The organism is Beutenbergia cavernae DSM 12333 (assembly GCF_000023105.1).
GTDB lineage: Bacteria > Actinomycetota > Actinomycetes > Actinomycetales > Beutenbergiaceae > Beutenbergia > Beutenbergia cavernae.
This window is the reverse complement of sequence record NC_012669.1, coordinates 3,912,033-3,925,575: the sequence shown is the minus strand read 5'-3', so window position 1 is coordinate 3,925,575 and position 13,543 is coordinate 3,912,033. Positions and strand designations below refer to the sequence as shown.

12 protein-coding genes are annotated in these 13,543 nt (G+C 73.8%); 11 read left to right on the top strand and 1 reads right to left on the bottom strand.

What is annotated here, in order from left to right; all coding sequences use genetic code 11:
- Positions 1-42: 42 nt before the first annotated feature.
- The 11 genes from BCAV_RS17785 (at position 43) to BCAV_RS17735 (ending at position 12,554) form a co-directional block, all read left to right on the top strand.
- The gene (locus BCAV_RS17785; RefSeq protein ID WP_015884009.1) at positions 43-1,665 is read left to right on the top strand and encodes an aspartate ammonia-lyase; all 1,623 of its coding nucleotides are present in this window, start codon (positions 43-45) and stop codon (positions 1,663-1,665) included.
- The gene (locus tag BCAV_RS17780; RefSeq protein ID WP_015884008.1) at positions 1,662-3,050 is read left to right on the top strand and encodes an NAD-dependent malic enzyme; all 1,389 of its coding nucleotides are present in this window, start codon (positions 1,662-1,664) and stop codon (positions 3,048-3,050) included. The genes BCAV_RS17785 and BCAV_RS17780 overlap by 4 nt, the downstream gene beginning before the upstream one ends.
- A 144-nt stretch (positions 3,051-3,194) precedes the next feature.
- Positions 3,195-4,253, top strand: coding sequence for a ribosome small subunit-dependent GTPase A (rsgA, locus tag BCAV_RS17775; protein ID WP_015884007.1), 1,059 nt, complete (start codon positions 3,195-3,197; stop codon positions 4,251-4,253).
- A gap of 39 nt (positions 4,254-4,292) precedes the next feature.
- Positions 4,293-5,291 (top strand): RNA polymerase sigma factor SigJ, encoded by a 999-nt coding sequence (sigJ, locus tag BCAV_RS17770; protein WP_015884006.1) that lies wholly within the window; start codon positions 4,293-4,295, stop codon positions 5,289-5,291.
- Positions 5,292-5,403: 112 nt separating this feature from the next.
- Positions 5,404-6,615 (top strand): NAD(P)/FAD-dependent oxidoreductase, encoded by a 1,212-nt coding sequence (locus tag BCAV_RS17765; protein ID WP_015884005.1) that lies wholly within the window; start codon positions 5,404-5,406, stop codon positions 6,613-6,615.
- A gap of 68 nt (positions 6,616-6,683) precedes the next feature.
- A complete protein-coding gene (locus BCAV_RS17760; RefSeq protein ID WP_015884004.1) occupies positions 6,684-7,085 on the top strand; it encodes a sterol carrier family protein in 402 nt (133 codons plus the stop codon).
- Positions 7,082-7,543: a nucleotide exchange factor GrpE gene (locus tag BCAV_RS17755; protein ID WP_015884003.1), complete on the top strand. Its 462-nt coding sequence runs from the start codon at positions 7,082-7,084 to the stop codon at positions 7,541-7,543. The genes BCAV_RS17760 and BCAV_RS17755 overlap by 4 nt, the downstream gene beginning before the upstream one ends.
- Positions 7,543-9,015, top strand: a complete 1,473-nt coding sequence (locus tag BCAV_RS17750) for an RNB domain-containing ribonuclease (RefSeq protein WP_015884002.1) — start codon at positions 7,543-7,545, stop codon at positions 9,013-9,015. The genes BCAV_RS17755 and BCAV_RS17750 overlap by 1 nt, the downstream gene beginning before the upstream one ends.
- Before the next feature lie 83 nt (positions 9,016-9,098).
- Positions 9,099-9,668 (top strand): carboxymuconolactone decarboxylase family protein, encoded by a 570-nt coding sequence (locus BCAV_RS17745; protein WP_015884001.1) that lies wholly within the window; start codon positions 9,099-9,101, stop codon positions 9,666-9,668.
- A gap of 170 nt (positions 9,669-9,838) precedes the next feature.
- A complete protein-coding gene (locus BCAV_RS17740) occupies positions 9,839-10,900 on the top strand; it encodes a nitroreductase family protein (RefSeq protein WP_015884000.1) in 1,062 nt (353 codons plus the stop codon).
- 52 nt (positions 10,901-10,952) lie between these two features.
- A complete protein-coding gene (locus BCAV_RS17735) occupies positions 10,953-12,554 on the top strand; it encodes a phenylacetate--CoA ligase family protein (protein ID WP_015883999.1) in 1,602 nt (533 codons plus the stop codon).
- A gap of 108 nt (positions 12,555-12,662) precedes the next feature.
- Here BCAV_RS17735 and BCAV_RS17730 read toward each other — a convergent pair whose 3' ends face one another.
- Complete coding sequence (locus tag BCAV_RS17730; RefSeq protein WP_043350464.1) at positions 12,663-13,514, bottom strand: phytanoyl-CoA dioxygenase family protein; 852 nt, start codon at positions 13,512-13,514, stop codon at positions 12,663-12,665.
- Between the last annotated feature and the right edge of the window lie 29 nt (positions 13,515-13,543).

Genomic DNA, 13,543 nt, shown 5'->3' with positions numbered 1-13,543 from the left:
GCCGGCGACGAGGCCGCGACCTGCTGTGAGGAGAGAACGAGGGTGAAGGTCCAGCCACAGGATCTGATCGATCCGCTTCCTGCCGCCACGAGCGGCCTGACGAGGACCGAGCACGACCTGCTCGGGGATCGCCAGGTTCCTCTCGAGGCGTACTACGGCGTGCACAGCGTGCGGGCCGTGGAGAACTTCCCGATCAGCGGGGTACGGCTGCGCCGCCTCACCGAGCTCATCAACGCGATCGCCGCCGTCAAGCAGGCGTCGGCGCTCACGAACGCCGAGCTCGGGCTGCTGCCGCAGGAGAAGGCGGACGCGATCGTGGAGGCGTGCCAGGAGATCCGCGCGGGGGCGCTGCACGACCACTTCGTCGTCGACGTCATCCAGGGCGGCGCGGGCACGTCCACGAACATGAACGCCAACGAGGTCGTCGCGAACCGGGGCCTCGAGGTCCTCGGGTACGCGCGCGGGCGGTACGAGTTCCTGCACCCGGTCGACGACGTCAACCGGTCCCAGTCGACCAACGACGTCTACCCGACGGCGGCGAAGGTCGCCACGTACGTCGCGATCGGCGGGCTGCTCGACGCGCTCGAGACGCTGCAGCGCTCCTTCGCCGCCAAGGCCGTGGAGTTCGCCGACGTCGTCGCGATGGGCCGCACCCAGCTCCAGGACGCCGTGCCGATGACGCTCGGGCAGGAGTTCGGGGCGTACGCCGAGACGATCGACGAGGACCGGCGGCGCCTCGCGGAGGCCCGCGCCCTCATCACCGAGATCAACCTGGGGGGCACCGCCGTCGGGACCGGCCTCAACGCGCCGCGGGAGTACCCGGAGCTCGCCCGCGCGCACCTGGCCGAGATCACGGGCATCCCGCTCGTCACCTCACCCGACCTCGTCGAGGCGACGCAGGACGCCGGCGCGTTCGTCCAGCTCTCGGGCGTCCTCAAGCGCATCGCCGTCAAGCTGTCGAAGACCTGCAACGACCTGCGGCTGCTCTCGTCCGGGCCGCGCGCCGGGTTCGGCGACATCACGCTGCCCGCCGTGCAGGCGGGGTCGTCGATCATGCCGGGCAAGGTCAACCCGGTGATCCCGGAGGTGGTCAACCAGGTCGCGTTCGAGGTCATCGGCAACGACGTGACGATCACGATGGCCGCGGAAGCCGGTCAGCTGCAGCTCAACGCGTTCGAGCCGGTGATCGTGCACCGGCTCTTCATGTCGATCGACCGGCTGCGCAACGCGTCGCTCGTGCTCGCCAGCAAGTGTGTCGACGGGATCGTCGCCAACCGCGAGCACCTCCGACGTGAGGTGCTGCACTCCATCGGTCTCGCGACGGCGCTCAACCCGTACATCGGGTACGCCGCGGCGACGGCGCTCGCGCAGGAGGCGCTCGCCACCGGCGCCGGGGTGGCGGAGCTCGCCCTCGAGCACGGGCTCGTCGAGCCCGACGTGCTCGCGCAGATCCTCGCACCGGAGAACCTCGTCGGGATGCGGCGCCCGTCCACGAGCGACCCGGTCGACTTCACCCGGGCGGCGCACGCCGCGGCCGAGCCGGACAGCGGCGGCTCGGGGGACGCCGCCGTCGAGCCGCCGGGTGAGATGCCCGACGCGCCGGCGGAGGACGCCACACCCGCCGACCTCGCCTCACCAGGACCCGCAGGAGGGCGCACACCGTGAGCGCACCGAGCGTCAGCTACTCGATCACGATCCGGCTCGAGATCACCGCGCAGCCGGCGGCCGTGAGCACGGTGACGGCCGTCGTCGAGCGGGCGGGCGGTGTGGTGACGGCGGTGGACGTGTCCGCGTCCGGCATCGACCGCCTGCAGCTCGACCTCACGTGCGCCACGGGAGGGGAGGACGACGCCGCGCGGATCGTCGAGGCGCTGCGCGGCGTCGACGGCGTCACGATCGGCCGCGTCTCGGACCGGGTGTTCCTCGCGCACCTCGGCGGGAAGCTCTCGATCGAGTCACGGGTGCCGATCCGGCACCGCGACGACCTGTCGCTCATCTACACGCCCGGCGTCGCCCGGGTGAGCCAGCAGGTCGCCGCGCACCCGGAGGACGCGTCGCGGCTGACGATCAAGCGCAACACCGTGGCCGTGGTCTCCGACGGGTCGGCCGTGCTCGGTCTCGGGAACCTCGGCGCGCTGGGCGCTCTGCCGGTGATGGAGGGCAAGGCCGCCCTGTTCAAGAGGTTCGCCGGCATCGACGCCTTCCCGCTGTGCCTCGACACGCAGGACGTCGACGAGATCGTCGCCACCGTGCGCCACGTCTCGCCGGTGTTCGCGGGCATCAATCTCGAGGACATCTCCGCGCCGAGGTGCTTCGAGATCGAGGCCCGGCTGCGGGCCGAGCTCGACATCCCGGTGTTCCACGACGACCAGCACGGCACCGGGATCGTCGCGCTCGCGGCCCTGACGAACGCCCTCACCGTCGTCGGGAAACGCATCGAGGACGTGCGGATCGTGCAGTCCGGCGCGGGGGCGGCGGGGTCGGCGATCCTGCGCCTGCTGCTCGCCGCCGGCGCGCGGGACGTCACGGTGCTCGACGTCGAGGGCGTCATCCACCACGAGCGTCCCGGCCTCGCTCCGGAGCTCGCCGCGATCGCCGCGCTCACGAACCCGCGGGGTGCTCGGGGCACGTTGTCCGACGCGATCGTCGGCGCCGACGTGTTCATCGGTGTGTCGGCGCCGAACATCCTCACCGAGCGTGACGTCGCGAGCATGGCGCACGACTCGATCGTCTTCGCGCTCGCGAACCCCGTGCCCGAGATCGACCCGGCGATCGCCGCGAACTACGCGGCCGTCGTCGCGTCGGGGCGCAGCGACTTCGCGAACCAGATCAACAACGTGCTCGCGTTCCCGGGCGTGTTCCGCGGGCTGCTCGACGCCCGGTCGCACAAGGTGACCGACGACCTGCTGCTCGCCGCTGCGCGAGCGCTGGCCGCCGTCGTCACCCCGGAGGAGCTCAACCCCACGTACATCGTGCCGAGCGTGTTCCACCCGGAGGTCCACACGACTGTCGCGCGGGCCGTGCAGGAGGCGGCGCAGGCGACCACCTGAGCGGCGGCTTCCCGCGTCGAGTGCGGGGCCTGCGTCCGAGTGCGGGCCGGTGCGCACCGCAGTCGCGCGTTCGCCCCGCACTGAGCACGGGACGGGGCGAGCGCGCTCGGAAATGGCGTTGCCGTGCTGCGTAGCGTCGATGTCATGAGTGCGGATGAGAGTGCCGACCCCGGCTCCGCCGCGCCCGGCCGCTGGCTGGTGTCGCGCGTGGACCGGCAGCGCGTCCGCGCGCTGCCGCTCGACGACGGCGGCGCGTTCGCCCCGGGCGACGGCACCACCGTCGTCACGGACCGGGACGGCACCCTGCCGGCCGCCGTCGGCGAACCGCTCGTGCCCGCCGTCGGCGACGTGCTGCTCGCCGCGCCGACGCCGGAGCTGCCGGACCGGGTGCTCGTGGCGCCGCGGCGGTCGGAGCTCGCCCGCGACAGCGCGGACAGGACGTCGCGCGAGCAGGTGATCGCGGCGAACGTCGACGTCGTCGTCATCGCCGAGCACCTCGACCCGGACCCTGCGGTCGGGCGAGTCGAGCGCCTGCTCACGCTCGCGTGGCGGTCCGGCGCGACGCCGCTCGTCGTGCTGACGAAGGCGGACCTCGTGGACGACGCCGCGGACTGGGTCGCCGACGTCGGGGCGGTGGCCCTCGGCGTCGACGTGCTCGCCGTCTCCGCGACCACCGGCCTCGGCATGAGCGAGCTCCGGGAACGGATCGCGCCGGGCACGACGCTCGTCGTCGTCGGCCCCTCGGGCGCCGGAAAGTCCACGCTCGTGAACGCGCTCGCGGGCACGGAGGTCATGGCGACGGGCGACCGGCGCGGCGACGGCAAGGGCCGGCACACGACGAGCCACCGCGAGCTCGTGCCGCTGCCCGGCGGCGCGACGCTCATCGACACCCCGGGGCTGCGGGCCGTCGGGCTCGTGGCGACGCCGGACGCCGTCGCCAAGACGTTCAGCGACGTCGAGGACCTGGTCGCGCAGTGCCGCTTCTCGGACTGCGCGCACGACACGGAACCGGGCTGCGCCGTCCTCGCCGCCGTCGAGGACGGGACGCTCGACGAGCGGCGCCTGGCGTCCTGGCGGTCGCTCCAGCGGGAGATGCTGCGGCAGGCGGCACGCTCCGACGCGCGGATCGCCGCCCAGCAGCGTGACGTGTGGAAGAAGCGCGTGCAGGGCATGCGCGAGTACCAGCGCGCCCGCGGACGCTGACGGCGGTCGGTCCGCCGACGGCGGTCGTAGGGTCGGGACATGGGGAGTCCGGTCGAGCACGCTCGGTCAGGGGACGGCGCGGACGCGGAGGGCGCCTCCGTCCGCCAGGAGGACGTCGCCGTCTTCGAGGCCTCGCGGGACCGCCTCGAGGCGATCGCGTACCGGCTCCTGGGCTCCGCCGTCGAGGCCGAGGACGCCGTCCAGGAGACGTTCCTGCGCTGGGAGCGTGCCGACCGGAACCAGGTCCGGGTGCCGGAGGCGTGGTTGACCCGGGTCCTGACGAACCTGTGCCTCACCCAGCTGACGTCCGCGCGGGCCCGGCGGGAGGTCTACGTGGGTGAGTGGCTCCCTGAGCCCGTGCTCGACGGCGACCCGATGCTGGGGCCCGCCGACACGGCCGAGCAGCGCGACTCCGTGTCGACGGCCGTGCTGATGCTGCTCGAGCGGCTGACGCCTCCGGAACGCGCCGTGTACGTGCTCAGGGAGGCATTCGCGTACCCCCACGCCGAGATCGCCGAGCTCCTCGGCATCAGCGAGGCGGCGAGCCAGCAGCTGCTGCACCGCGCGAAGCAGCGGGTGGCCACCGGGAGGTCCCGCGTGCAGGTCGACTCCGCGACGGCGCGGGAGGTCGTGGAGGAGTTCCTCCTCGCGGCGATGAGCGGGCAGACCGAGCCGCTCGTGCGGCTCCTCACCGACGACGCGATGGGGGTGGGCGACGGCGGTGGCCGGGTCCCGGCGCGGGGGACGCCGTTCGTCGGCGCGGTCACAGTCGCGCGGTTCCTGCGCGGGCTGTTCCGCCCGGCGGACTCCAAGCGCGCCTTCTTCGACGGGCGGCTCGACCTGTACGCCTCGACGGCCAACGGCAGCCCCGCGGTCGTGGCGGTGGCGGGCGGCCGCCTGATCGGCGTCATGAGCCTCGAGGTCACGGACACGGGGATCGCCTCGGTGCTGAGCCAGGTCAACCCGGACAAGCTCGGTCGCTTCGCCCGCGCGTGGGCCGAGTCGGACCACGGCGATCCGGTGCTCGTCGGCTGGTGACGGCGCGGTCCCGGCGCGGGAGTGACCGGTGTCACACCCCGAGCGCGTCAGGGATGGGTGGGCCACCTGGTTCAGGGGGCACAGCGAGTCCACCACAGGGAGCTGAGCCACCATGAAGCACCGCATCGTCATCCTGGGAGCCGGGTACGCCGGCGCGTCCGCCGTCGGACGTCTCGCGGCGCGCCTGCACCCCGACGACGTCGAGATCACCCTGGTCAACGCGGAGCCCGACTTCGTCGAGCGGATCCGGATGCACCAGGTGGCCGCCGGGCAGGAGCTGCGCCGCCGCGCGCTGGCCGACGCGCTCGCCGGCACGGGTGTGACGCTGCGAGTCGCTCGCGTCGCCGCCGTCGACGCCGATGCCCGCGCCGTCATGCTCACCGGGCCCGACGGTGCGAGCGGCGCCGACAGGCTCGGCTACGACACGCTCGTCTACGCCCTGGGCAGCTCGGTGGCGCGGCACGGTGTCCCAGGCGTCGCCGAGCACGCGTACGACGTCGCGAGCCGGCCCGGTGCGATCCGGCTGCGCGACCGGCTGGCCGCACTCGGACGCGGTGGGCGTGTGGTGGTGGTCGGCGGCGGCCTCACCGGCATCGAGGCGGCCAGCGAGATCGCCGAGGCACGGCCCGAGCTGGACGTCGCCCTCCTCGTCCGCGGTGGCCTCGGCGACTGGCTCTCGCCGGCCGGCCAGCGGCACCTGCGGGCCACGTTCTCCAGGCTCGGTGTCACGGTCCACGAACGCACCGCTGTCACGGGCGTCGACGGGGACGAGGTGACGACCGACGGCGGAGCGCGCGTGCGCAGCGACGTCACCGTGTGGACGGGCGGGTTCGTGACCCACCCGATCGCGGCCGCCTCGTCCCTGACGGTCGGCGGCGACGGGCGAATCGTCGTCGACCGGACCATGAGGTCCCTCTCGCACCCCGACGTGTACGCCGTCGGCGACTCCGCCCGTGCCCCAGGGCCCCGGGGGACGACGCTGCGCATGTCGTGCGCGTCGGGCGTCCCGATGGGCTGGCAGGCCGCCGACTCCATCGTGGCGCGCCTGACCGGCGGCCGGCTCCCGCACATGCCGCTGGGCTATGTCCAGCAGTGCATCAGCCTCGGGCGGCGCGACGGGCTGATCCAGTTCGTCACGTTCGACGACCGAGCCAGGTCCGCCGCGTTCGGTGGGCGCCTCGCCGCCCGGTACAAGGAGCTCATCTGCCGGGGCGCCGCTCTCGCGTTGCCCGCGTCGCGCACCGCGCTGCCGTACCCGGCTCGACGGCGTCGCGTCGGCTCGCAGGGCACGTCGGTCCGTCCGCCGGTCGGCGTCGCGGGGTAGGCGGCTCGCATCGGCGGTGCGCCCGACGCGCCCGCGACCCCTCGCGCCGGGCGCCGTACGCTGACGCGGTGCCGCCCCGCCGTCGAACCGACCCCGCCGTCGGCCTCGCCGCCGTCAACCGGTGGCTGGTCGAGGGCGAGGCCCTCCCGCGCGCGGACCTGCTGACCGCCGTGCGCTTCAGCCTCGAGGAGTTCGCCGCGCTGCACCCCGGGAACTCGGTGGAGGTGCGGGTCCCACCCGCCGGCGCGACGCAGGCGATCGCGGGCCCACGCCACACGCGCGGCACCCCACCGAACGTCGTCGAGATGCGGCCCCACACGTGGCTCGCGCTCGCCACCGGGCGCACGCGCTGGCCGGACGTGCTGAACCGGCCGCTCGACGACGGAGGGCTCAGCGCGTCCGGCACCCGCGCGGACCTCACGGACTACCTGCCGTTCCTCGCCCCGCGCGGCGGTAGCGTGAAGGCGTGACGTCTCCCCAGCCCGACGACCCCCGCGAGGCCGCCGCCCCGACGCCTGAGGCGGGCGCCGCCGTCGAGCACGCCGCGGGCGCCGTCCCCGAGCAGGCCGCGGGCACCGCCCCCGAAGACGCTGCCGGCGCCGGCCCCGAGGACCAGGAGCCCACCGCCGGTGCGGACGAGGCGGACGACGGCGAGCGCGTGGTGATCTCCGACGTCGCCGACCCCGGTCACGTGCGCCGCGCGCCGCGGTACGGGTCGTTCGCGTTCGCCGGGATCGTCGTGGGCGGGATCCTGGCGCTGCTGCTCGTCCAGTTCCGCGCGCTGCGCGTGGTCATCCCACCGCCGGGTCCGTCGCTGGACGCCGGCGGGCTGTTCCTGCTGACGTGGGTGTATCTCGGGATCCTCGGCGCGTTCGTCGGCCTCGGCCTCGCCCTCTGGCTCGACCGGCGCTCGATGAGGAGGCGCTGATGGCCGCGGCGGCACGCCGGTACCTCCGGGCAGAGGCAGCGGCGGCGGCGCGGATCCACCCGGAGCTGGAGCGGCTGCGCAGCGAGCTGGAGATCCCGACGTCCTACGACCCGGCGGCGCTCGCCGAGGCCGACGCCGCCCGGCCGGAGCAGGGCGACCGCCTCGACGCGCGCGACCTCGAGCTGGTCACGATCGACCCGCCCGAGTCGATGGACCTCGACCAGGCGCTGCACCTGGCGCGCGACGGCGCCGGCTACGTGGTGCACTACGCGATCGCCGACGTCGCCGCGTTCGTCCCGGCCGGCGGCGCCCTCGACGCCGAGACGCACCGCCGCGGCGTCACGTACTACGGGCCGGACGGCCGGTTCGGGCTGCACCCGCCGGAGCTCTCGGAGGGCGCGGCGAGCCTCCTGCCCGACGTCGACCGCCCGGCGGTCCTGTGGCGCATCGCCCTCGACGCCGAGGGTGAGATCGCCGACGTCGACGCGCGGCGGGCGCTCGTACGCAGCCGCGCGAAGCTCAGCTACGCGGGCGTGCAGGCGGACCTCGACGCCGGCCGGGCCGGCGCCATGCTGGAGCTCCTGCCCGTCATCGGGGCGCTGCGCGCCGAGCGCGAGCTCGACCGCGGCGGAGTCTCGCTCGAGATCCCGGAGCAGGAGATCGAGGTGGACGACGGCGGGTACCGGCTGGTCTACCGGCGCACCCTGCCCGTCGAGCAGCACAACGCGCAGATCTCGCTGCTCACGGGGATCGCGGCGGCTCGGCTCATGCGGGAGGCCCGGATCGGCGTCTTCCGCACCCTCGACGCCGCCCGCGAGTCCGACATCCGGCGGCTGCGCCGTGCCGCGCGGGGCCTGGGGCTCGACTGGTCGGACGACCAGACCTACGCGGCGTTCGTGCGCACGCTCGACTCCTCGGTGCCGGCGCATGCGGCGTTCGCGCAGGAGGCGACCACGCTGTTCCGGGGTGCCGGCTACGCGGCGTTCGACGGCGAGGTGCCCCACGGCGCCGCCCACGGCGCGATCGCGGCGGAGTACGCGCACGTGACGGCACCGCTGCGCCGCCTCGTCGACCGGTACGGGCTGGAGATCGCGCTCGCCACGAGCGGGGGAACGCCCGTGCCCGCCTGGGTGCGCGAGGCGCTCGACGCCCTGCCGAAGACGATGGCCCGGACCGGCCAGAAGGCGGGCGCGTACGAGCGGGGCTGTCTCGACGTCGTCGAGGCGGTCCTTCTCGCGTCACGCGTGGGCGAGGTGTTCGACGGCGTGGTGGTCGACGTCGCGAAGCCGCGGGGCGGTGACGGCGCGGCCGCGGACGGGACGGTGCGGGGCGCCGTCGTCATCGCCGACCCGGCCGTCGACGCGCGGGTCGAGGCGCCCGCCGGCACGGAGCTGGTGCTCGGGGAACGAGTGCGGGTGCGCCTGGTGGACGTGGACGTCGCCGCGCGCCGCGTGCTCTTCGAGCCCGCCTGAGCTGTCACGTCCGACGGCGGTACGTCGTCCCAGGGGAGAGCGGGCCGCAGCCGGGCGGTCCGCCGGGACGGGAGGACCGACGGATGCCACGTGTGAGTGCGCTGCCCGCCGAGCGGGTGAGCCGGGTGAAGCGAGCGCTGTACCGGATGAGCCGCCGGAAGTTCGGCGAGGTGCTGCAGCCCATGCAGGTGTGGGCGCACCACGGCGGCGTGTTCTGGACGAGCATGCTCGGCGAGCTCGGCAACGCGCGGATGCGCGCCGTGCTGCCCGTCGAGGTGAAGGACCTCGTGGTGCACCGGGTCTCGGTGCTGATCGGGTGCCCGTGGTGCATCGACTTCGGCGCGATGGAGAGCCTGCACGCCGGGCTCACGCCGGAGCGTGTCATGGCGGTGCCGGACTACGCCGACTCGCCGCTGTTCACCGCCGCCGAGAAGGCGGCGATGGCGTACGCGGACGCGATGACGGCGCAGCCGCCGAGGGTCACCGACGAGCAGGTCGCCGCGCTGCGCCGCACCTGGGGCGACGCCGGTCTCGTGGAGCTGACGTACCACGTCGCCGTCGAGAACCAGCGCTCGCGCTTCAACCACGCCCTCGGGATCACCGCCCAGGGCTTCACCGACCAGGAGGTCTGCGCGCTCCCGCCCGTGCGCTGACGCCCTGCGCCGAACCTCGAGCTTCATGGCCAGGCTGCCCACCGAACCTCGCACCTCGCGTCGAGCCTCGTACCCCAGGGTGCGAGGCTCGGCGCGGAGTGCGAGGTTCGGCGTGGGGAGAGCGCGTCCCTCGGCCTGGGACCGGAAGGGCGCGAACTAGAGTGACGCGCGTGAGCCACCCCGCGCCGTCGCCCTGGCCCGAGATCCTCGACGACGCGCGGCACTACCCCTCGCCGCACAACTCCCAGCCGATCAAGGTCCGCCCGCTGGACGCGGAGCGCGCCGACGTCTTCTACGACCTCGACCTCGGCCTGCCGGCGGAGTCCTTCGGCATCCCGTTCGGCCACGTGTGCGCGGGGGTGTTCCTCCACGGGCTCGGCGTCGTGGCCCGCGCCCGCGGCTGGCGCGTGGTCGAGGAGCTCGACGACGCGGACATGGACTTCGCCGCCGCGGACCGCCTGCACCGGATCGGGCGCGTCACGCTGGTCCCGGCGAGCGACGACGACGGCGGTCCGTCCGCCGCGCAGGCGGCAGCGGATCACCGGGCGTTCCTCGAGCGGCGGACGTCGCGCCGTCCGTACACGCCGCGTCTCGTCGGCCCCGAGGTGCTCGACGGCGCCGCTCGCCTGGCCGCGGACGCCGGGCACGCGCTCGGCGTCACCGCCGACCCGGCGCACGTGAAGGCCCTCGTGCACATCAACCAGCGCACCCTGTTCGACGACCTCCGCAACGACGCCGTCTACGGCGAGATCATGCACTGGCTGCGGTTCACGAAGGCCGAGGCCGCGGCCACGGGTGACGGGCTGAGCGCGGAGACGATGCTCGTGCCGGGCCGGGTGCTGCGGTTCGCGATGCGGCACCGCGGGCTGTGGGACGCCCCGGTGGTCGGCGCGCTCATCAGGTCGGTGTACCTGCGCACGATGCGGGGAGTCCGGCAGCTCGCCTGGCTCACCGGCCCGTTCGACTCGCCCCACGACTACCTCGAGGCCGGGCGGGTGTTCCTGGGGATCTGGCTGCACCTCGAGCGGAACGGGGCGGTGCTCCACCCGTTCGGCACGGTCATCACGAACCCGCGCTCGCACGCGGCGTTCGTGGAGCGGCTCGGGATCGCCGAGGCCGACGGGCGGATGGCCTGGATGCTGTTCCGTCTCGGGCACAGCCCCGAGCCGCCGCTCGCGCACCGCCGTCCGCTCGCGTCGACGATGCTCGAGCCGGGCACGCGGCAGCGGTGACGTTCGCACTCGAGGCTGCGGCTCCCGCCGCGCCGACCCTGGAGGAGACCGCATGAAGCGCCTGCTGATGTTCGCGTTCATCGCCGTGCAGGACGCCGTGGTGTGGTTCCTCGCGCGCCGGGTCACGACCCACAAGGTGCTGCTGGCGCCCGGCATCGAGCCGCTGCGCTGGAAGCTGGGCCGCTGGCGGGCCCTGCGGACGTTCGAGCTCGCCGCGCGCAAGGTCCCGGCCTACCGCGCGTTCCTTGCCGAGCACGGCACGCCCCGCCGGCTTCCGCTGGACGACGGCGTCGCGGCCGCGCTGACGCGGGTCCCGGAGATGGACAAGGCGTCCTACATCAAGCGCTGGTCGATCACGGAGCGGTCGATCGGCGGGCGGCTGCCGCGGCGCGGCGTCGTCGTCGACGAGTCCTCGGGGAGCAGCGGCGTCCCGACGAGCTGGGTGCGCGGCCCGGACGAGCGCCTCGCGACGCGCATGCTGCTGCAGGTCGGCTTCGCGCGCACCGCTCGCACGCTGACGAAGCAGCCGTTCGTGCTCAACGCGTTCTCGCTCGGCGCCTGGGCCACGGGGATGAACGTGACGACGTCGCTCACCGAGATCACGATGATGAAGTCCATCGGCCCGGACCGGGACAAGATCATCGCCACGATGGGCGAGTTCGGCACCGGCTACACGTACATCGTGCTCGGCTACCCGCCGTTCCTGAAGGCGCTGTTCGACGACGACCGCCTCGACTGGGCGGCCTACGACGTCGTGGCCGCGTTCGGCGGCGAGGGGATCAGCGAGAACATGCGGACCCGGATCCTGGAGCACGCGCACAGCGTGTTCGGCTCGTACGGGGCGTCCGACCTCGAGATCAACCTCGCGCTGGAGACCGACTTCACGGTGGCGCTGCGCCGCGCCGTCGCCACCGACCCGGCGCTCTCCGCCCGGCTCACGAAGCAGGCCACCTACGGCGTCCTGCCGATGATCTTCCAGTTCAACCCGTACGACTACCTCATCGAGACGAACGACGGCGGCGAGCTGCTCGTCACGATCACGCGCAAGGAGAACATCAACCCGCGCATCCGCTACAACATCCACGACCGCGGCCACGTGCTGCGCGTGCGCGACCTCAAGCCGGTCCTCAAGGAGCTCGGCCACGCGGCGGTCCTGAAGGAGCAGTTCCTCGACCTGCCGCTGCTGTTCCACTACGGGCGCAGCGATCTGTCGGTCGACTACAACGGCGCCGTCGTCGCCCCCGACGCGCTGCGCGACGTCATCAACGCCGGCGCCGAGCTCGCGGAGGCGGTCGAGAGCCACCGGCTCATCGCGTACGAGGACGACGACGGCGACCGGCAGCTCCACATCGCGCTGCAGCTGACGCCGCGGGCGAGCGGCACGGGAGGCGACGGCGGCGCTCCGGTCAGCGCGGACGACGTCGCGGCGTGGCGCGACGAGGTCCCGGCCGAGCTGCGCCGCCTCAACGGTGACTTCCACAACGCGATCCGCACCGCGCCGTCGCACACGTGGCCGACGATCGCGTTCTACGACTACCGGACCGGTCCGTTCGCCGGCGACGGCGCGAAGCTCAAGAACGAGTACGTGTGGCTGCTCGAGGCGGAGGAGGTCGCCGCGCACGCGCTCGACCTCGGCCACGTCGTCCACCCCTGACCACCCCTGACCCACCCCTTCGCGAGAGGATTCGTGCGCGACCGCGAGAGGTTCCGTGCGCGACCGCGAGAGGTTCCGTGCGCGACCGCGAGAGGATTCGTGCGGCGCTCAGAGCCCGTCGTCGGCGTGCCAGTGGTTCTGCCAGCGCCAGTCGATCGGGTCGCTCGCGGCCTGGTAGCGGATGTCCGTCGACAGGCGCATGTGCCCGGCGTCGTCGACGTTGTCGAGCGCTGCGTGCACGATGTACGCGGAGTGGACGACGACGTCGCCGGCCCGGTAGTCGGTCGTCAGCCAGCGCGTGTCGTGCGCGTCCGCGAGGCTCGGCAGGTCGGCGGTGATCGACGCCGCGGGCCGCTTCAGTCGCCCCTCGCGCTCCTCGGCCAGCGTCACGTGGTGGCTGCCCTCGAGGTAGGTGAGACCGCCGAGGCGCTCCGGGGTGTCGCCGAGCGGGATCCAGATCGACAGCACGCGGTCGGTCCCCTCGCGCAGGTACACGAGGTCGTAGTGCGCCTGCGTCGCCGTGCCGATACCGGCCTCTCCGGGGCGGGTGTGCCGCAGGATCTTGCGCCGGTGGAGGTGGACGTCGTCCGCGAGGAACCAGGCGAACCAGTCGCGGATCGCGGGCTGCGTGCAGAACGCGGCGTACTCGTCCGACGGCACGAGGTCCGAGAACAGCGCGTGCCGCAGCTTCGCGCGGTCGGGCTCGCCGTCGCCGGCGATCCCCCAGAGCGGGTCGGTTCCGGTGCGCACGAGCCCGGTGCCGTCGAGCCGCGAGAAGTAGAACCGCCGGAAGTCCAGCACGGTGGCCGGGTCGAGGAAGCCGGGCAGGTACAGGTAGCCGTCGCGCCGGAGCCGGTTCCAGAGGGCGTCGCGGTCGGAGCGGTCGGCAGCGGGGACCGGCGCGAGCCTGCCCAGCCGGGTTGGACTCTCGTCGAGCACGTAGCCGTTGGACGTCAGCACGACACCAGTGTGCGTGCGCACGAGGGCGC

What these genes read in the sequence shown, in the direction of transcription:
- rsgA (WP_015884007.1), top strand. Translation starts at nt 3,195, where the DNA reads ATGAGTGCGGATGAGAGTGCCGACCCCGGCTCCGCCGCGCCCGGCCGC.
- sigJ (WP_015884006.1), top strand. Translation starts at nt 4,293, where the DNA reads ATGGGGAGTCCGGTCGAGCACGCTCGGTCAGGGGACGGCGCGGACGCG.
- BCAV_RS17765 (WP_015884005.1), top strand. Translation starts at nt 5,404, where the DNA reads ATGAAGCACCGCATCGTCATCCTGGGAGCCGGGTACGCCGGCGCGTCC.
- BCAV_RS17750 (WP_015884002.1), top strand. Translation starts at nt 7,543, where the DNA reads ATGGCCGCGGCGGCACGCCGGTACCTCCGGGCAGAGGCAGCGGCGGCG.
- BCAV_RS17745 (WP_015884001.1), top strand. Translation starts at nt 9,099, where the DNA reads ATGCCACGTGTGAGTGCGCTGCCCGCCGAGCGGGTGAGCCGGGTGAAG.
- BCAV_RS17735 (WP_015883999.1), top strand. Translation starts at nt 10,953, where the DNA reads ATGAAGCGCCTGCTGATGTTCGCGTTCATCGCCGTGCAGGACGCCGTG.